Below are 20,209 nucleotides of genomic sequence, written 5' to 3'. Positions count from 1 at the left end.
TTCATCGGGTGGCGAGCAGGCCGAGGAGGAACGACCTCAAGTCGTCGTCCAGGTACCAGTCACCGGTGAACATGGCTTGCAGGGAACGGGCGAGGCTGTCACCCGTGCCCGTCTGCGTCTGCTGCTGGGCCAGCAGGCGCCCCAGAGCGGTGCGGTCGAGCGTGCGCGCGCCGGGTCGGCCGGTGTGTGTCCGTGTGAACCAGAACGCCGTCTGCGCTGCGTCCAGGTCCGGCAGCTGCCCGGCCAGGTGCTGCGCCAGGACGTGCGCGGCCGTGCCTACCCCTGCGTCGCCGAGGTCGGCAACTGTGGCACGTCGCGCGTCGGGTTCGTAGCGGCCGGTGTCGCCGTCGACGACGGTGAGGCGGCGTCCTTCCGGGGCGGCCAGCCAGTCCCTGGGTATGAGGCGCTGCACGTCGCGGATGGCGCGCTCGGCATCAGGGGTGCTGTCCGAGCCGAACACGATGCCTGCGTTGCCCTGGGGACCGAGGTCGCGGATGTCAGCCAGGGCCGCGGCAACGGCGTCGGGCACCGCGGCGGCGTACCGGCTGCGCAGCTCCTCCCACTCGCGGCGGGCGGTCGCTGCCTCCATGCGGGCGGCGGCGATCTCCACGTCGACGTCCGGGTCCTGGATGGTGCTGCCGGTCCGGGCGGCCTGGAGGTTGAGCAGGCGGCGCTCCGTGGCGGCCACGTAGTCGTCTGCGTGCTGGAGAGCACCGTGCGGGTCGCCGCCGAAGTCGTCGCCGAGCGCGGCGGCAAGACGCCGGGTCACGTCCTGGTCGACGTCGGCGCCGACGGCACGCAGGGCGGCCATGTGCCGCAGCGCCGTGAGGCCCGGCCCGCCGTCGGAGGCACGGTCCGGCACCCAACGGGTACCGGTGGAGCGGCCGGGGAGCCTGCCCGCGGCGAGCTGCGCCCACGTCGTGGGAGCCCACCAGGAGACGCGGCGGGAAGCCTGACCGAAGCGCCCCCGTTCGGGCAGGAGGCCCGCCCACTGGGACACCCGCACGTCCAGCGACTCGCCTTCAACGTCCGGGAGGTCCAGCGCGGCGTTCAGCCGTGCCAAGCGGCGGGACTCCGGCCAGTCACGCACCCGACGTACCAGGCGCCGCAGGAACGACCGCAGCCGGGAGAGCCGGTCACGGCTGTTGCGCCACAGCTCGGCGATCTTCCGCGCGGCGGCCTTCACCAGCTCGATGAGGCGACGGCCCATCCGCCCAAGCAGGGCGATCACGCGGGCGAGGAGACCGGGCTGCCCACCGTTGTCCGGTGTGGCTGGGGCGAGGCGGCGGACGATCCGCTGGGCGGTGGCCTGCCTCGTCCCGTCAAGCTGCCTGGTCAGGAGCCGGGTGACCGCGTCGAGGTCGGCCGGGTCGACCCCGGCCTCTTCGAGCTGCCGCAGGAGCGCGGTCACCGCGTCGTCAACGTGTCCGGTGGCGTCCGCAGTCCCGTCGCCGTCCGACGCGGTGCGGTTGCTTGGCACGGACGCTGCGGTATGGCGCCGGGACGGGGATGGGGCGCTGATCTGGGCGGGGATGAGTCGCAGGAGACCGGCCGCGCGCTGAGCCAGGTCCTCATCGGGCTCGCCGGGCAGAGGTTCGAGGTCGTTGATTGTGCGCAATGCGGCCCGGACGGTCCGCTCGTGGGCCTTCTCGCGGGCCCGGCGCAGGGCTTGCTGGACGGCGACGCGGTCACGACCGGTGATGCCCGCGGCATTCAGGGCCGCGTTCGCGTCCTGCCGTGCAGCGTTGCGGGCGTCTTGCAGAGCCTCGGGAGTCAGGTGCTGGGCGATCTGTTCGCGCAGCGCGTGGATGTCGCCCGGCGGCTCGGTCCCCGCCACTGCCTCGTCGATGATGCGCAGGGCCACCGTACGGCTGTGGTCGGAGAGGATCTGGCGCCGCGCCGAGGTGAGCGGCGGGTTGGGGTCGCGCGGGGCGGGGGCGGCCGCCGTAGGCGCGACATTGTTGGAGTCCGGGGCGGGCTCGGGGAGCTGCCACACCGGCATGGCGGAGTGGACAAGGCGCCGCCGCCACTGCCGGTTCTCGTCCTCCAGGAGCAGGCTGCGCACGCCGCCGGGCCCTTCCTCCACGTCGATGACGCGGTAGACGTGCACCTCGTCGCCCCTGCGCTCGTCGGGCATGGCGATGACGTCGCCCTCGCTGATCTGGGCGGCGTTGGACGGGCGGGGCCGGTCGAGCCTTTCCGGTGCGGGACGGCCGGCGGCGTGGTCGAGGTGGCTGGCGGCGCGCGTCGCGGCCCGCCCCTCGGAGGTGCTCGGGTCGGCGTTCGCCCGGAGCTGGGCGGCGAGCGCGGCGGCCTGTTCCGGTGTGATGGGGAGGTCGGCTCCGATCCGGGAAGCGGCCTGCTGAGCCTCGGGGTCGTCCTCGGGGCTGCTGCCGTTGTCGGCGATGGCATCGCGGTCAGCCGGGGTGAGGTCCGGGTCGACCGTCGGGCCAGTGACCGGGTCGAGGGCAGGCAGCGGCTCGTGCACCGTCAGGTCGTCATCGGCCGCCGGCGCGTTGTCCGGGCCAAGGTCCGGTGCAGCGCCACCCGGCCCGTCGGCCTTGTGGACGATGGCAGTGGCGTCCATGTCGATGGAGCCCAACTCGCCCGTGGTGGTGTCGACATAGTCGAGGGTGACGCGGTCGCCGTCGCGGTTCTTGTCCTGGATCTCCACGGTGGCCGGGGTGCTGTCGAGGTCGAGGACGATGATGTCGCCCTTGGCGATTTCGTCGGCGGTCGACTCGCTGATACCGGTGATGGGAGCGGTCTCTGGAGCGTCGTCGCGGACTTCCCCGACGACGCGGAGGTTAGCGGCGTCGCGGGTGATCTTGCCCTCGGAGGTGGTGACCGTGATGCGGTCGCCGTCAGCCTCGTCGACCGGGCCGAGGAGCGCACCGTTCTCGTCGGCGACGACGTGGCCGGGCCGGACCCGCTGGCCGCTGGAGGTCCAGCCCGCAGCGCGATGGTCGGTGGTGTCGTCCGCTGCGAGGGAGGTGGGTGCGACGCCGTTGTCGGTGTCTCCGTTCGTCCACCGCACGGAGACGGTGGTGTCGGTGACCCCGGTGACCGTTCCTTCGCGGTCGCCGCTGCCGGTGACGTGGCTGCCGGGGAACAGGCCACGGCCGCGGGTATCGGTGGCGATGGTGTCCGGCAGGTCGCCGCTGAGGACGTCGCCCTGGGCGCCGCTCGCCGGGGAGCCGGGGGCTGCGATCTCTGGGGCTTCGGCGCGTGCGGCGCTGGAGTTGAGCGGGGTGTAGACGGTGCCGCGGCTGCCGGTGCGGCCGTCGGGGTTCTCGCCGATCGTCGTACGCCACATGTCCTCCGTCCGGCCCCGCCGTGTGACGGTCACCCGCTCCGGGGCGTCGAGGACGTACCCGGCGCGCGTCACAGCCCGGCCCCTGCGGGTCGTACCGTCGATACGCGCCATGTCGCCGGGCTGGAGCTGGTCCACGCTCGCCCAGTGTGCGGGCTGACCTCCGATGGGCTCGGGCTCCGGGCGGGGCTCGGGCTCGGCCGTGGGCTCGTCGGTGTTCTCCGGCGTCGGCGTCGGCTCCGGCTGCGGTTGGGGCTCTGGGGCCGGGCCAGCATCCGGGACGGGGGCCTCGTTGCCGCTGGTGTGCGCGGGCTCCGAGTCGTTGCGGCTCGGCTCGGGGACGGTCCCGGCGTCGGGGGCGGCGTCGCCGAGGCGGGCGTCCGGGGTGTCCTGGGCGCCGTCGGCTGCCTGGTCTCCCGCCGTGCGCGGCTCCGGCGCGTTGCCGGGGGCATTCGGCGCCGCGTTGGCGGCGGATGGCTCCCGTACGCCGCTGGGGGCCGCGTTGGGCGCGGTCGGGGCCGCGCCGTCCGGCTCGTCACCGGCCGTCTCCGGGGCCCGGTGCGCGTCGTCCTGGCCGAATCCGGCGCGCAGCCGCTCAGCCCAGAAGGATCGTCGCTCAAGGTCGTTCAGCGCGTCGCGGTCCTGCCGCTTGTCCCGGGCCGCGGACAGGGCGCCGCGCAGCCACTGGAACTCGTTGCGGGCGTGCGCGAGGTCCTGCGCCAGGTTCCCGCTCGGCGACTGTTGCGAACGGATCGCCTCGACGACGTGAACGAGCCGGTCGTAGCGCTCCTTGACCGTCGGGTCGTTGTTGAAGCTGTCAGGGAGTTCGGGCAGCTCCGGGTTGCGGCCCGCGAGGTGCACTTTGATCGCGTCCCAAGTGTCCTGGTTGGGGTTCGCGGTGTCGGCGGGGTTGCGCTCGGCCCGCACGACCAGATTGGCAACGGCCAAGTCCCGGTTGGCGGAACGGCTGTTGTGGTCGTGGTTGACCGTGAGCAGCGGCGTCGCGTCCCACATCGGGGCACGGTCGTCCGCATGGCGGTTCACGTTGCGGACGGTGCCGATGCGGCGGCCGTCCATCCACACATCGAACGTGCCGTCGTCTGCAGCCGGGCGGAGGTCGGCGCGCTCGGCGAGGGCGCGCACCTGGGCGGCTCCGCCGAAGCGACGGTTGGCGTCGCCCTCGGACTCCGGGGCCAGGGTGAACGACGGCAGGTCGATGCCGTCGATGCCGGGCGCCGGGGTGATGGTGTCCGTGCCGGGCGCAGCGGGGGCGGCCGCGGAGCGCCGCTGCTCCTCCTCGTACTCCTGGCGATCAATGCGGTCCTGCGTACGGCGCTGCTGCTTGAACTGGTTGTACGTGATGCGGCCGCCGTTGTTGTCGAACCATTCGAGCAGTTCCTCGCTGGCGTAGTCCCGCCACCGGCCGAACCGGGACAGGGAGCCGCCAGAGAATAGGTCGCGCTCGCTGACGGGTGGACGGCCACGGCTCGCACGGCTGAAGAAGTAGCCGTTGGTGGCGTCGATCGCGGCAGAGTAGCGGGCCTCGTCGAAGTCCTGGAACTCGCGCTGCAGGCGCTCCTCGCGGGTCTGCGGGCGCCGGGTGACGTCCGTGGTGCCGAAGCCGAGAGCAGCGTCCATCGCCTCGCCGCGGCGCCGGACTTCGTCGGCGTCGGTGGCCGGCGTGGTCGGGATGGCATCCCGCACACGCTGGTCGGCATTGTCGCGCCGGTCCATCTCCTGGGCGACGCGCGTCTGGTCGGTCTCGGAGAGTCCCTGTCCCCACGCGGCGGCGAGGTCGTCGTCGGTCAGGTCGGTCAGGTCCTCCGGGAGCGTGGCGGCCGGCTTGGGCTGCGGGGTGTCACTGTCGTGCTTGTCGCCGTCCTGGAACAGGTCCCGCATCGCACGCAGGGCCCCGGGCAGCGTGCGCCCTTGGCGGTCGCGCCACTGGGCGATGACGTCCGGGGTGAGCGGCTGGTGCCAGTCGATCGGCTGCCCGTTCGTGTCGGTGGTGATCTCGAACAGGTCGGCGAGGTCTCGGGCGTCGTCAGCGGTGCGTGCGGTCAGGGTGATCTTGCCGAAGCGGCCACCGTTGCGGGCCTGCGCGAACTGCCAGCGCCGCATCCCGTCCGGGGCGGTGTCGTCGGTCCAGGAGACCAGGCCGCCGCCGGAGGACAGGGTGAGCGTCGGGTTGTCGCCGAGCTGCGCGAGGAACGCGCGTCGATCTGGGGTGTTCTCCTCTGCAGTCAGCCGGTCGCCGCGGCGCCACGCGTCGCGGAGGTCGGCGACGGTGCGAGGCGGCGTACGGTCGGGCGCGCCGCCGTCGCGCTTCGCGCTGCCGCTGTCAGTGCCGCTGCTGTCGGTCGCCGACAGGTCGGGGAGGTTGGGCAGGTCGAGCCGGGGCAGGCCAGGGCTGCCCGTTTCGCCGGGGCCGCCCGCGCCGTTGCCGCCACGGTCACTGCGGCGACGGCGACTGCGCCGACGACGCTCAGGGTCGTCTTCGTCGCCTTGGGCGTCCGGCTCCTCGGCTTGGACGTCGTCCTGGTCCCGGTTGGCGTCCGGGGCCTGGGGTCCGCCACCGGGGCCTTCGGGGGCTTCGTCCGGAGCGGCGCCGTCCGCGCTTGTGTCCCGGTCTTGGTGGCGCCGCTGGTCGTCGCCCTGGTCCTCCGGCTGCTCGTCCTCGTCCTGTGGCTCCTCGCCGGGCTGGTTGAGTTCCGGGTTGGGTTCGGTGTCGTCGTCGTGCCGCGCGGGGGTGTTGCTGTCGCGCTCGTCAGCCGACCCGTCGTCGCCGAGGTCGGACGCCGTCTGCCCGTCGTGGCCGTTGATCTCCTCGTCCGGGTACCGAAGCCGGAGCTCGGCGTCGCGGTTGTAGAACCGCTCCTCCCCGTCGTCGGTGACGATCCTGACGCGGCCTCGGCCGGTGTGTCGCGGCGGATCGGCGACCCTGTGCGTGCGGCCGTCAGCGTCGGTGTAACGGTCGCCCTGCGCCAGGTCCTCGGGGCTGCGCATCTGGACGGGGCGCAGGCCGCTGGTGTCGCGGCCCTCGTGGTCGGCGAACATGTCCGGCGTGCCAAAGGCGTCGTCGGGCTGGTCGAGGGGGTTGTTCGGGTCGGCGACGGCGGGGGCCTGCGGCTCCGGTTCGTCGACGTCGAAGAGGCCGCCTTCCGGCTCGGTTGCGGGCTTCTTCGGCTCTGGCTTCGGAGTACGGCCGGCGCGGCGGTCCTTCTCCGCTTCCAGGACGGACATCCGGGTGCGGCCGGCGCCGGTCAGTTCGCCGTCGGCCATCTCCCGCTCCATCAGGGCCACGATCTCGTCGGCGATCTCCTGGTTGGTCATGACGGACGGCGCCTTGGTGCCCTCGGGGCGGATAGCGTCGAGCTGCTGGGCGACTTCATCGCGGTCGAGGGTGACCGCGTCTTCCTGCTCCGGCATGTCCGACACCTCGGTCGTCTCCGGGGTGGTGTCGGCCTCTCGGTCGGCTGGCGGGCGCTCGTCGTTGGTGCCCGCGGTGTCCTGGCCGCTGCCAGAACTAGCGGGCGTCTGCGGCACGTTGCGGTCGCCGTCGTCGCCGGGGGCGCTGCCACGGAGCGAGTCCAGGGTCTGGGAGACCTCCTCGGCGGAGAGGCGGGCGTGATCCTGCTCCGGGGCGTCCTGCTTCCCCGGCAGCTCCGGCTTCTCGGCCCGCTCAGGTTCGGGAAACTTCTCGTCGAAGGTCTCCAGAGTCAGTACGGCGGCGCCGACGGCTGCCTGGAGCGGGATACGGGCCTGGTGTCGATCCTCGACGATCTGACGGCGCTGGGCCTTGGTCAGCTTCTTGTCGAGTTCGCTCTCGTCGATCTCGGGCAACTTGTCGAGGTCGGCGATCCGCCCGACGACGTCGTCCAGCAGGTTGGCGCGGGCCCGCGCATGCTCGATCTGCGGAGTGAGGTCGGCGGCGGCCTGGGCGGACTGCAGAAGGGCTATCTGCTCGTCGAGTTCGGGCAGTCGCGCACGGTCGGCCTGCTGGAGGGCGGGCGCCTTCTCCAGGGCATTGGTGAGCCGGGTGATCATGCCCGAGCCGGCGCCCCGCTTCTTCAGCTCGTCCGGGCCGCGCTCGAAGTCGGAGCGGGCCAGGTCGGGGAAGCCCAGGTGTGCGACGAGCTTGCCGTCCGCGCGCCGCTCGGTACGTACACCAACGTCGAGGCCGCCGAACTGACCCAGGACCTTCCAGGGGCCCATGCCGTCGCGGTCGTGCTCCAGGAGCTGGGTGGTGACCTGCCGATGAAGGGCGGCTGCTGCGTCGCCGCGCTCCGCGTACGACAGCCCGCCGAGGTTCATGGCGAAGGCGTCGCGGACGTCGCGGATGCGGGGAAGGGCTTCTTCGCGGCGGATGATGCTGGCGCGGGTGTCTGCGAGTTCCTTATCCAGATCGGCCAGGGTCTCTTGGCGGCGCACGCGCTCAGCGGCCTCGTTGTGCTGGTCGATCTCCAGGTCACGCAGGAGGCGGCGGGCCTTCATGAGCTGACTCATGTAGGGGTTGCCGCCGATCTCGGCTTCCATCGTCTCGTAGTCGGGGTAGTCGACGTCGAGTTCGGTGACGGTGTCGCGGGTGTCGCTGTCGGCCATCTCCGGGCGCTGGATGTCGACCAGCCCCTCCGCCTTGGACGCGACGAACCCGGCCTTCCAGCCGTCGAGGGAGCCCTTGGTCGCGAAGATGTCGATCTCGACTTCCGCGTTCTGGTTGCCGTAGCGCAGGATGCGGCCGTTGCGCTGCTCCATCTGCGCGGCGCCCCAGTCGAGGTCGACGTGGGTCAGGCTGACCATGCGGTTCTGGGCGTTCATGCCGGTACCGGCGACGCTGCTGGAGCCGATGAGCACGGCTATCTCGCCGTCGCGCGCCTTGCGGAACAGTTCGGCCAGTTCCTCGGGCTTGCCCGTCTTCTTGTGGTCCTGGACGAACGCGATCTTCTCTGCCGGGATGCCGCCTGCGACCATGAGCCGCTTCAGCTCGGCGTACGCGTCGAAGCTGCCGCGGTTGTTGCCGCCCGGCACACCCTCGTTGAGAAAGATCATCTGGAGGGCGCCGGGAACCGGGTGGTCCTCGGTGCTGCCGTAGTACGTCTTGTAGACGCGGCCTTTGTGCTGGTGGTAGCGCTCGACGTGCTTGGTCGCGACGGCGGCGAGCTTGTTGCCCGCCGGGGCCTTGGCGTCGACGAGCCGCGGGTCCAGTGCGACGGACGTGCCCTCGTTGGACACGGCGAGCATGTTGTCCTGCGAGCGGTCGACGTCGCCGTTGTGGATCGCGCGGCCGCGGGCGACGAGCCCCTTCAGCCGGGCCGTCTGGTCCTTGGTCGGGTCGACCATGACCAGGTTGGGGCCACCGTTCGCGACCTTCGGGCGCGGGATACCGACGTCGTCAGCACGCTTGGTGTCCGCGACCAGGCCCCACATCGTCTTCATCGCACGGCGGTTGTGGAACTCGGCGAACCGCTCGACGATCCGCAGGCCCGAGCCGTCGGGGGCGTTCTCTACGCGGAGGGTCTTGCGGCCGAACGTCGCGGCCCACAGGTCCGGGGCCCCGGCCTTGTAGGAGTCCAGAACCCACGGGGCCGCAAGGGCGAGCATGGTGAACTGCTCGGTGATCGAGTTGGACAGCGGCGTGCCGGTGGCCAGGGTGACGGTGGCGCGGCCGGCGCGGCGACGGTGCAGGTCGGTGAGCTTCTGATGCAGGTCGATGCCGCGGATCGATGCGGGGTCGCCGCCGCCTTCACGGGAGCGGAAGCCGACGCCTTTGTACCGGTGGGCCTCGTCGATGACGGCGTAGTCGAATCCGAGGTCGTCCCAGTACGTCTGGCCCGGCGTGCGCATCGGCGCCGCGTTCTTGCTGATCTTGTTCTGGACCGTCGCGATCCGCTGCTCGATCTTGGCGACGATGAACGGGTGATCCGGGTTGGTCGCGTCCTCGTACTGCCGGTCGAGCTGTTCCCGCAGAGCCTCCAGCTCGCGGAACTCGTACTCTTCCTGTGCCTCTGGCGACATCTTGATCGAGCCGAACGCGGGCTCCGTGAAGATCACCAGGTCCGGCTTGTTGGCGCGAAGCCACTCGAGTGTGCTGTCGCGGCGCCCGTCGGCGAGGTCCCCGCTTGTGATCAGGTAGATCTCGGCGTTGGGGTACAGGAACCGGGCCTCGTCGTACCACTGCTGCGCGAGGTGGTCGGGGACGACGGCGTACGGCTTCTCGATCTGCCCGGACGCCTTGAGCGCCTGGGTGCCCATGACGAGCGTGGACGTCTTGCCCAGCCCGACTTCGTGAGCGAGGACCACCGACCGCTCGAACTGCATTCGGGCTGCGCCGGAGAGCTGCCAGGCGTGCGGGGTGCGTTCCGGTGTGAAGCCGTCCAGGGACGGGCTCATGCCGTCGTATGAACGGACGACGTGCCCGTTCATGATCTTGTTGTAGGAGTCGGTCAGCCGCGTGAGCCGGTCGGCGTTGGCCGTGGCGTACTTCGCGAATTCCGACCGCATCTGGTCGGCCTTCTGCCGGACCAGGCGTGACGTTTCTTCATCGACGTCTCGACGCTTGTCGTCGCGGTAGATCGTGAGCGAGCCGTGGCCGAGGATCGCGCGGGCGATCTCGACCGCGTTCTTGCCGCGGGTGCCCTTCTTCTCGTCGGCCGCGACGCCGTACATGACGTTGTTGGCCTGCGGGACCTTGCCCGTGTAGAGCATCCAGCCGTAGCGGTCGTCGTGCGCGACGCGCAGCGTCTTGTCGCCCAGGTACTCGCGCAGGAACCCTTGCAGCAGCTCAGGCGGCGTCCAGTGCGCGCCCATCTCCGGAGTGAACTCACCGATCGTGCGGTCGGCGGGCTGCACCGCTTCGAGCGCGGAGACGTTGACGGCGAACGCCGGGTCCATCTCGGCGGCGCGGCGGGCGGCGGCCAGCTTGTCGCGGACAGGACCGGACAGGTAGGCGCCGGCCAGCTCCAGGCGCCCGGTGGACGGGTCGGTGAAGACCTCGCTGCCCAACGCCCGGACCGCATCCTGCGGGTCCATGCTCAGCAGGCGGGCGATCTCGCCGAGGTCCACCTCGCCGGTCGCGGCGACGACCGCGGACAGGGCCGTCTTCGGGTCATCGGTCCGGTCGAGCGGCTGCCGTCGGGCGGCAGCGCGTTCGGTGAAGACGCGGCTCAGGATCGGTTCCTGCTTGTCGGCGTCCCACCGCTCCAAAGCGAGGACCGATCCGGCGTCCGGGTCGGAGCGGAAGTAGCCCCACGCGGTCGGCGTGCGCTCCTCCGACCCGTCCGGACGGGTGCCCGTCTTCATGCTGCGGAACTGGCCCGGCTTGGACAGCGGCCCGTACTGCTCGACGTACGCGGTGTGCAGGTCGCGGAGCTGGGCGCGCAGCTTCTCGGCGCGCTCGTCCTCGTCGTTCTTGCGATCCAGCGCCCGCAGTTCGGCCGCTACGTCACGAAGCTGCATCAGGGCGCGGAGCTGGTCACCGCGGCCGTCGGACGGCTCGACGGCGACGGGGTTGCCGCCGTTGACGTGCTGGTAGAGCTTGCCGTCGTCGCCTTCGTAGAGGCGGCCGGTCCAGTCGTTGGCGTGCTTCTCCCGCGCGGTCTGGAGGAACACGGGCGTCCGGTTGTCCCCATCAGGGTGCGGCTCGTAGCTGCGGCCGTCGGCCTTCGCCTTGTGGGCGATGCCCTTCAACGCGTCCCGGAGCTGGTCCGCGGCCTTGGCTGGGTTGCCCTTGACGGTCCGGCGTGGCCCGTACGGGGACGACTCGGTTGTCAGGTCGCCGAGAACGTGCTCGGGGTGCGCGGTGAAGTAGGCGTTGACGTGCTCGCGAACGTTCCCGATCTTCCGTTCGGGCGCATTCAGCCACGAGGTGTCGCCCGGCTCGTCACCGTCGGCGCGGCGACGGAGTACGAGGACGTCGGTGACGACGCTGGTGCCGGCGTCGTTGAAGACGCCGGACGGCAGGCGGACAGCGCCGATGAGGTCGCCGTACTTGGCGATCTGCTGGCGGGCCTTGTCGCTCTTGGAGTCGAGGGTGTGCCGGGAGGTGATGAGCAGGGTGATGCCGCCCGGTCGCGTCAGCGCGAGTTCCTTGGTGATGAACCCGTTGTGCAGGGACTCGGCGGGGTACCGCTTGTCGCCGAACGGCACCGAGGCGAAGGGGACGTTTCCGATGCTGGCGTCGAATGTTCCGGGCTGGGCGTCGGTCTCGGCGAAGTTCTCGTTCAGGACGTTGGTGTCCGGGTAGATCGCCTTCGCGATCCGTGCGGTCGTCGGGTCCAGTTCGATGCCAGTGAGGCGGGCGCCCTCCGGGGAGACGCCGAAGAAGGTGCCGGAGCCGGACCCCGCCTCGAGGACGTCTCCGTGCTCAAACCCGAGCGCCTTCAGGCCGTCCCACATCGCCTCGGCGATGGGCTGCGGCGTGTAGTGCATCGACAGCGTGCCGCGCCGGGCCTGCTGCCACTCCAGCGGCGTCAGCTCGTTGGAGAGCATGGTGCGCAGCTCGCGATACTCCGCCCAACGAGCATGGTCCTGCGCGAACTTGCCGTACCGGGCGCCGCCCTGCTGGTAGCGCGGCTCCTTCTCGTTCGGCTCCGACGCGAACATGATCGGAACCGAGCCCCACCCGGTCCAGCGGGCGAGGGTGACCTTCTCCTTCTCGGTGGCTGGGCGGTTCTCCGCCTCCAGCCGCTTCAGGACGCGGATTGCCTCGACGTTCGCCGCGGCGCGCTGGATCGGCCCCTTGGTGGCGGCGTCGGCCGGGTTCGGCCGGAAGCGCGGTGCTACATGTCGTACACCGCGTCCTTCAGCGCCTGCAGATCCCGCATCTCCGGACTGAGCTCCGGCGTCTCCTCGGCCTCCGGCTCCGGCTCCGGCAACAGCTCCCGCAACACCATCGCGGTCGCGTCCGCCCTGATCTGCTTGATCTGACCCGCCCGAGCCTCGTACTCCGTCGCCGCCGGCACGGTCTGCTCCAGCGCCTCCTCGGCCGCCAGAATCGCCGTCTCGATCTCCCTGCCCTTGTTCAGGAAGAACGTCTCCGGATCGGTCATCTCCGCCAGCTCCCGCGGCCGGTGCCGCGTCCAGTGATCCCTGGCCACTTGGCTGTAGATGCTCACCATCAGCCCCTTCATCCGTTCCCAATGCCGCGCGCAGGGCTGCCTGCTGCGCCTCGATCTCTTCGCGGGAGATGACCTTGCGGTCGTCGTCCCCGCCATCCCTACTTACTGCGGTGCGCTGCGCGTCGATCCCGTGCAGCGCAGCGTTGATGGAGGCCAGCCGGGAGCGGGCCTTCGACCTGTCCGACGAGTCCAGTTCGCGATCGGAGGCCCGCAGCATCATCTCGCGGGACAGTTCCTCGGTGACGCGGTGGAACTCGGCGAGCAGTCCCTCGGGCACGTCCAGGTTCGCGCCCTTGCCGATCTTCCCTGTGATCGGGTTGGTGCTGTCCGACCAGCCGTAGCCGTGGCCCTTAAACAGGCCGTAGAGGGTCTGGCGTTCCTTGCTCGCCGACGAGAAGGAGTCGGCGCGGCGGGAGGACTGGTACAGCTCGAAGAACATCTTCGGCACCCACACGCGGCGCACCGATCCGTACAGGCGCACGGGCTCCGTGTCCGGGTCGCTGTCGTAGTTGTCGACGAGCGCGGCCAGGGCCTCGGTCATGCTCGGGAACGCGCCGAGGTGGCCGCCGTGGCGCTGGCGCTGCGCGTTCCACCCGGCCTTGTGGCCGCCCGCGTAGGGCGAGTTGTGCTCGTGGTACGAGACCTGGCCGTAGCTGTTTCCGTCGACCTGGACGGAGATGCCGTAGGAGCTGGTGAGCGGGTTCTCGCGGGTGTCTGCCCGGTTGACCTTCTGCTCCCGGCCCTCGGCGCCGCGGCGGTTCTGCTCGTCGAAGAGGGCCTTCAGCCGCTCCTCCAGAGCTTCCCTCTCTCGTCCGCTGGCGAGGTTCCGGTTCTTGTGGAGGTCGCGGAACGCGTTGTCCAGGTCGCCGTTGCTGAGCCCGGCCGGGTCGGGGCCGTTGCGGTAGACGTTCGCCTTGCGGTTCTGCCGCTCCTCATACACGGCGCCCCGGCGGGCGGACAGGATCTCGTTCTGCTCCGGGCTCAGGCGCCGCAGGCGGTGGGGCAGGCGCAGGAACTCCTTCTCCAACGCGTCGTCGTCGAGGTCCTGGACTGCGGGGCGCTGCTGGATGGCACGGAGCTTGCGGGTCTGCTGCTCAGTCTCGGCGTCGGCCAGGCGCTCGGTCACCTGGTTCCACAGATCCCGCTCCGGGGCAAGGTCTTCTTCCCCGTGGATCGTGCCCGACGGCTTGTGTGTGCGCTCCCGCGACTCCAAGTCCTTGATGTGCGCGGCGAGTTCTTCATCGGTCAGGTTCTGCGGGTTCCCGGCCTGGTCGACGCGTTCGGTGGTACGGCGGCGACGGTCGGCGTACAGAGCCCGTTCGTCCTCAGTGAGGCGCTCGCCTCGGCGGGAGCCGTACGTGCCGCGGTCGCGCTCGGAGCGGCTGATGGCCTGGGCAAGGTCGTCGTCGCTCATCGCGGCCGCGCGGTCCTGCGGGCTCGGCTTCGGAGCCTGGGGCTCGTCGCGGCTCGTCTCGTCGCTCTGTGCGATGCGGCGTCGGTCGAGTTCGGCTTCAACCTTCTGCAGGGCGGCGCGCGCCCGCTGCTTGCGAGCCGGGGTCGTCGCGACCTGGGCGTGGATCTTGAGGTTGTCGCGGTGTTGGCGCAGGTCCGCCTCGGGCATCGCTCGGAGCTTCTTGGTGTCCTCGTCGAGCTGCTCCGCCTCTCGGGCGCCCGCGTTGTTGCGATCTTCGTCGGTGACGCGCACGTTGCGGCCCTGCCGGACGAACGCGGCGAGGATGTCGGAGGCCTTGCGGTCGCGGGTCTCCGGCTTCCACTGGGTGCCCGTGACTCGGGCCTTCTGCATCGGCGACCAGGCCAGCTTTCCGGCGGCGCCGACGGCGCGGTCATCGCGGACGTCGTTCTTGATGGTGCCGCGCACCGCGAGGATGCGCTTGCCCTTGTGGGTGGTCCACGCCAAGTGCACGTGGTCGGCCTGGTCCGGCTGGCTGGTGGCCAGGTGGTGGCGGGCGATGATCTGGTCAGCGATGTTCGCGTTGCCGCCGATGGGCACGTAGACGCCGTCGACCGTGGCGTGCCGATCGCTGTAGCCACCGACGACGGAGGCAATGCGCGCGCCGTCCGGGCCGTACACGGTAACCGGCCCCGGATTCCAGGAGGTCGCCCAGTAGCCGGGCACGCCGTCGACGGGTTCGGCGTCCTCCGGCACGCCTGCCGGCCGTTCGTCGGCCGCAGCCTCCGGGGTCTCCTCCGACTGCGGCGCGGCCTCGGGCTCGGAGGAGGTCTCCGGCTCGTCTTCCGGCGCGCCCTGGTCCTGATCGCCTGCCTGCGCGTGCTCCGGGATGTCGGGTGCGGAGGTCGGCTCCGCAGGAGTGTCCGCCTTCGGGGCCTGGTCCTCTTCATCGCCGAAGGGGCGGCGGCGCAGGGTCTCGGCGAGCCGGTCGGTGGCGATGCTGTGCTTGGGCGGGTGCTCCTGGTCCCACAGGGCGCGGGCGGCCGTCCACTCCTGGATGTAGTCGCGGCCCTTGACGGAGCGCCACGTGCGGCGGCTCTCGGCGAACTCGGGCGCGGAGAAGTCGAGGACGTTGCCGTTCTTGTCCTGGAGGGCGCCGACGATGTGCTCGGCGAAGCCCTTGGCGTCCGCCTGGCGGTCGAACCACCACGGCATCCGCTGTCCGGTGGCCGTCGCGTACAAGTACCAGTCGCCCTCCTCACGGCGGGCGACGAACTGGCCGGCACCGACGAGCTTGAGGCGCTGCTCCTTGACGAGGCTGTCCAGGTCGCGGGCACTGCTTCGGTTCTGCTCACTGCCAGAAGCGCGCAGAGCCTCGGCTCGCTGGGTCCAGTTGTCGCGGACCTGCTGGAGCGTGGTGAACCGTCCACGGCTCTGAGTGCGCTGCCGCTTGGGCGCCGGAGCCTGCACGTCGTTCGTGCGGGAGGCGTGGAAGTCTCGGACGGCGCGGCGGATCGCCTGCTCGGCGTCCTCGCCCTTGGTGGAGCGCCAGGTCCGGAACCAGGTGCCGATATTGGGATCAGAAAAGTCGATCGGCTCGTTGAACTCGCCCGGCATGATGTGCCCGTTGCGGACGTGCTCGTTGATGTACTCGGCCGCGCCTTCGGCTTCCTGGCGGGTGGCGAAGTCACCGACGTCGAGGTAGCCGCCGGTGCCGGTCGAGGTCAGGTACCAGCGGCCGTTGGCGTCGTCGCGGGTGGTGACGAGTCCGCCGGACGGGGTGATCTGCAGGTCCTCGTCGCCCGCGAGGCGGCGCAGGGCCGGAGCGTTGGCGCCGGGCTGCTGAGCCAGGTCGAGGAAGTGCCGGCGCACCGCGGCGGTGTCCTCGTAACGGGCTCCGGCGCGGGCCTTGCGGTTCGGCAGGGCGTCGGTGTCGACGTCGTGGTGCCCGTCCTCGGGCTCGTCCTGGTCGTCGCCCTCGGGGCCGTCACCTTCGTCGTCGCCGATGTCGTTGCCTTCGTCATCAGCATCGTGCGGCTTGTCGGGGGTGTCCGGGTCGCCCTGGTCGTCGCGGGACAGACCCAGGCCGCGCCTCTCGTCCTGCTCGCGGCGGGCGTCCTCGGCCTCGACCTTCGTCTGGTTGGAGGTGGGGGCGCTGCCATCGGGCCGGGCCACCATCGTGATCCAGCGGGCGCTGGTGCTGTGTCGCCGCCCGGTGTAGGTGCCATCGGCCGCACGGTCCTGCACGAGGACGCGGTCGCGTGGAAGGGCTCGGACGACGCGGGCGAGCTTCCCCGACCACAACCGAGCGACACCGCCGGTCTCGATGAACCTGCCCTTCGAGTCCCGAGGGTGCAGGGCGGGGTTCCATGGCCGTCGCGCGGACTTGGTCTCACGGGCGCGACTCAGCCGGTTCGAGATGGCGGTGCGATTCAGCATGGCGCGGACCATGCACACCGCAGGTAGTTAGGGTCGCGTGCTAACCCGAGAAATCGCATGGCTGCGGGCGGGGCGCCACACCTAAAGTCGACAGACGTGACCTACAAGTTTGGCCCCAACAAGCAGTGCATCAAGCGGGTGCGGGCGATCACGCCGGCCCTCATCACGGCGGCCGCCGACACGGTGGCCGACGGCGTCGAGATTCCCGTGGAGCACGCCGACATCTTCCCCACCATGCTTGGGTGGTGGCGCTTCGCGAATCGTACGGCCGAGGGCACGCTTCTGCTCTTTGACAAGGGGTTCTCGGCCGAGGCCATGCCCATGATGCGAAACCTCATCGGGCACGCCTACGCAATGAACTGGCTCCTGGACAATGGGGCCGCCGGTATGCGGGCACTCCGCGCGTACACGGAGGACGGCCAGCAGAAGCTGGCGGACGACGTGAACACCTTCTGGAAGTTGGCGGAACCGGTCAAGGTGGACGTGACGCCGGTGGAGTTCGCCGACGCAGCTGACGAGAGGCTGCACAAGAAGCTCGTGGGCGAGCTGAAGAACTTCCGCGACCTGCTGATCGCGTACGGCACCCCCGCGATGTACCCGATCTACCGGCATCACTCCACGTACGCGCACACGACGGCGCAGACGGCCTCCGCGTACGTCTCCGAGCGGGACGGGCGTCTCGGCTATCACTCCACCGCCCAGCATGAGACGGCCTCTGACGTGGTGTGGGTGCCGGTGGCACTGATTCAGGCAGCGAAGGCCGTCAGTCCTTTGATCAAGGGTGATCCGATGCGGAAGGTGGTGGAGCATGCCATCGGTGATCTCGGTATCCCAGATGATGTGTTTGACTTCCAGCGCGTCGTCAAGAAGGGGCGCGTCACATCGTCTCCGTGAGGATGTGGGTGGCGAACCAGCCTGAGAAGCCGAACCAGCCCACCGCGAAGAGGGCTCGTCCCGCCTTGCTCGTGCGAGTCCGGAACAGACGGCGGACGTTCTCGGAGAGGGTGTCGCCATCACGCTTGTTGGCCAGGGCGATGCCCTCAGCGACGGCGAACACGGCGGTCCAGGTGATCCATACATAGGCCCACATGGTGGGTCACTCCTTGGGGTCGGTGGCGTAGTGGAGGCGGCATCGGCAGTTGACCGTGAGGGCGATCGGGGCGAAGGGGTCGCCGGGGTAGCGCAGGGTGGAACCGTCGACCCTGTATGAGACGCCGACGGGCAGGGTCGTGCCGCTCACCTCTCGATGGGCGGGCCGTACGTGGGGGTCGTTGCGCGTGACCCAGGTCCGAAGAACGGCGGGGCTGGCGCTCTCCGCTGCGGCGTCAGCCGCGCCGTTGACGGTGGCGATAGCGCAGGACTCGGCGAGCAGAGCGATGAACTTCGCGGAGCGGGTTCGGTAGAACTCGCTAACTGTGGCGGCGAGTTCGTTGAGCGTGGCGTCCCCGGCCTGGGCCACGTCTAGGGCGACGGCGAGGTCTGCGAGCAGTGCGGCGACGGCACGTCCGGCCATGGCCGTGGCGGCGAGTGCTGCAGCGGTGGCGCCCGGCGGCACGGAGGACACGCCAGTCAGATTCGTGCTGAGGGCCACCGCGGTTGTGGTCGCGGTCTGCTGGAGGATCGGCGTCAGGGTATTGGTGGTCTCCTCCTCCCAACGCGCCGCACCAACGACACGCGCCCCGTCGATCGGGGCGTCACCGCGGCGAGTATCGGTGTCGCCGTCCGGCTCCCAGTAGCGTGTGCCTTTTCTGGTCTTGGGCGCGTGAAGACGGGCGGTGATCACGCCTTCCTGCCTCGCGAGGAGTGCGGCGAGCGCGGCCGTGATGGCGGCTGTGGCCGTGTCGAAGTCCTTCTCCCTGACCTCGAACCCAGTGTCGCGCGGCAGTTCCTTGCGCTCCATACCGGAGCGAGCGGCGTCGACATCCGTCGCAGCTTCTCCGGCGCTCGGCTGTACGACGGAGGCGCGTGCGGACGCGACATCCTCGGCGGCGTCACCGGGCAAGGTGAGGGGCACGTTGTCGCGAGCCTGCTCGACGGCGGTCGCGGCGGAGTCTCCTACCGTGCCAGTGCCTGATGCGACACGAGCAGCGTCGACGTCATCAGCAGCGGTTCTCTGCTCCTGCCCTCGGGCGTCGGCTACTGCGTCCGCTGCGGACCCGCCCTCGGCGCCGGACGGCGCGATGGCAGAGGGCGGCCCACCTGTTCCCGGCATCCCCAGCCCGCCTCCGGCCGCTGGGTCCTGAGCGACACCAAGCGCGGCTGCGTCCTCCTCACTCGCTGGAACGGGCGCCTTCTGCGGGCTGATCCACAGAGCACGGGTGTGAGGCACGTTGAACGGACGGCGCCCCGCGATCTCCCGGTACTCGTCGACCGTGATGAGTCCCGCGTTCCACTCGGCGCGGGCTTCTTCCCGGCGTTGGCGGCGGGGGAACTCGAGGGCTTCGACGGTGCTCGTGTTGAAGCGGAGCGACCAGCCGTCGTCCAGGTCGAGGTCGAACGCGGAGGCGAGCAGAGCCAAGTGCGGCAGTTCGGTGTGCTGCCAGAAATTCCACTCTTCTCGGTCGGCATTCGCATACGTCCGCTCGCTCGCGTTGCCGACCACGGACTCGGGCACGCCGAACGCCGACAGGATCTCGTCCTTCGCCGTCTGCGCCAGCGTCTCGTAGTTCATGTCGCGCGGACGGGTGCTGGTGTCCACGTAGTTGAGGCCACCGGGGCCGCTGCCGACCACGACGGTTTCGCCGGCATGCTGCGCGCCGGGAGCGAGCCGTTGTTGAATCCGGTCGATCTCGCGCTGGTCCAAGCCGTCGACGTCGATGCCCACGATCCCCGAGGGGCGCGCGTCGTTATCAATGAAGTTGATGTTGTAGGTCCGGGCCTTCACGTCCAGGTCGACGGACAGGCCAGCAGCTTCCAAGGGGGTGACGCCGCAGAACGGATCGGTCGGGTGCGGATCTCTCAGCCACACGACACGGCTGGGGTCCAGCTCCCGGACCCGACCGTCGTACGTCGTGAACTCAAAGTGTGAGACGTAATCGCCATGAGGATCGGGAATCGGCTCGACTCGGTTCGGCGGCAGCAGATCGAGCCGGGTGATGGTTCCGCCGCGGGACCGCGTGATCTCGACGAACGCGCCCTTCTTGGACAAGAGGAGCTGAGCGCTCAGCCGCTTCTTGAAGACGGTGGCCCGCTCCAGCGGGTTGGCCTGGACGTTCAGGACATGCAGCAGCGGGTGGTCGGTGAGGGTTTCGGCGAACTGGCGCTCGTCGCCGCCCCGTCCGATCTCCACGGCGAGCGATCCAGGGTGCTTGGAGATCGCCTCGACCGACTTGAAGGTCCAGATACTGCGCTCGTAGCCTTCCTGGATCACACGGTCCAAGTCCCAGCCCGCGGCCCGGCTCTCGGTGCCCCACACCGTGGTGGTGCCCGCGTACGTCATGGAGACGTAGGAGTTACCGATGGGCCCGGCGGACTTCTCTTCGAGCGGTGCGGCGGTGCGTGGGACGAGGAGTCGGCGGAGGCCGGGCAGGAACTGGCGCGGCATCAGGTTCCCTCACTGGCCAGCCATACGCCCGTGGCGCAGAGGGCCGCGCCGACTTCGATCCAGCCAAGGGCGGGGAAGTACGCGAAGGCGCAGCCGACCGTGGCCGCGGAGATGGCGGCGATGATGAAGAGGGCGACGGTGCGAGAGCGCTTCGTCTTGGGCGGCGCCACGAAGTGGAAGGCCGCAAGGGTGCCCGCGGCGGCCACGGTGGTGCTCAGAACAGGGTGTACGGCACCCAGAGCGACGAGTATGACGAGGACGCCGGCAGCGGTGAGGAGGAGTCCGGCGGCTTCGCGGGCAAGGCTCCGTGGCGAGGGTGACTCAGGCGGTGTACTCACAGCGCGCACGATGGGCGCGGGGTGCGATTAGTGTCGCGTCCTCGCTCA

At 70.4% G+C, this 20,209-nt stretch carries 5 protein-coding genes; 1 reads left to right on the top strand and 4 read right to left on the bottom strand.

The features are described from left to right. Position 1: 1 nt before the first annotated feature. Positions 2-16,279 (bottom strand): hypothetical protein, encoded by a 16,278-nt coding sequence (locus AC0699_RS19885; RefSeq protein WP_478661833.1) that lies wholly within the window; start codon positions 16,277-16,279, stop codon positions 2-4. 57 nt (positions 16,280-16,336) lie between these two features. Here AC0699_RS19885 and AC0699_RS19880 point away from each other — a divergent pair, with 57 nt between their 5' ends. Further along, positions 16,337-17,173 carry a DUF5677 domain-containing protein gene (locus AC0699_RS19880; protein ID WP_478661830.1) on the top strand — a complete coding sequence of 279 codons (837 nt, stop codon included), beginning with the start codon at positions 16,337-16,339 and terminating at the stop codon, positions 17,171-17,173. Here AC0699_RS19880 and AC0699_RS19875 read toward each other — a convergent pair. From AC0699_RS19875 to AC0699_RS19865, 3 genes are read right to left on the bottom strand one after another with little or no spacing between them, the layout of a single operon-like run. Beyond that, positions 17,157-17,369, bottom strand: coding sequence for a hypothetical protein (locus AC0699_RS19875; RefSeq protein ID WP_478661828.1), 213 nt, complete (start codon positions 17,367-17,369; stop codon positions 17,157-17,159). The two genes, AC0699_RS19880 and AC0699_RS19875, sit on opposite strands and share 17 nt — an antisense overlap. A gap of 6 nt (positions 17,370-17,375) precedes the next feature. Further along, positions 17,376-19,823, bottom strand: coding sequence for a phage portal protein (locus tag AC0699_RS19870; RefSeq protein ID WP_478661826.1), 2,448 nt, complete (start codon positions 19,821-19,823; stop codon positions 17,376-17,378). Beyond that, positions 19,823-20,161: a hypothetical protein gene (locus tag AC0699_RS19865; RefSeq protein WP_478661825.1), complete on the bottom strand. Its 339-nt coding sequence runs from the start codon at positions 20,159-20,161 to the stop codon at positions 19,823-19,825. Before AC0699_RS19865 ends, AC0699_RS19870 begins: the two co-directional genes overlap by 1 nt. Positions 20,162-20,209 lie beyond the last annotated feature (48 nt).

It is taken from the genome of Streptomyces sp. NPDC043870, from assembly GCF_056435785.1.
Note: the sequence above shows the minus strand (reverse complement) of the source record. Positions and strands in the feature narration are given on the sequence as shown.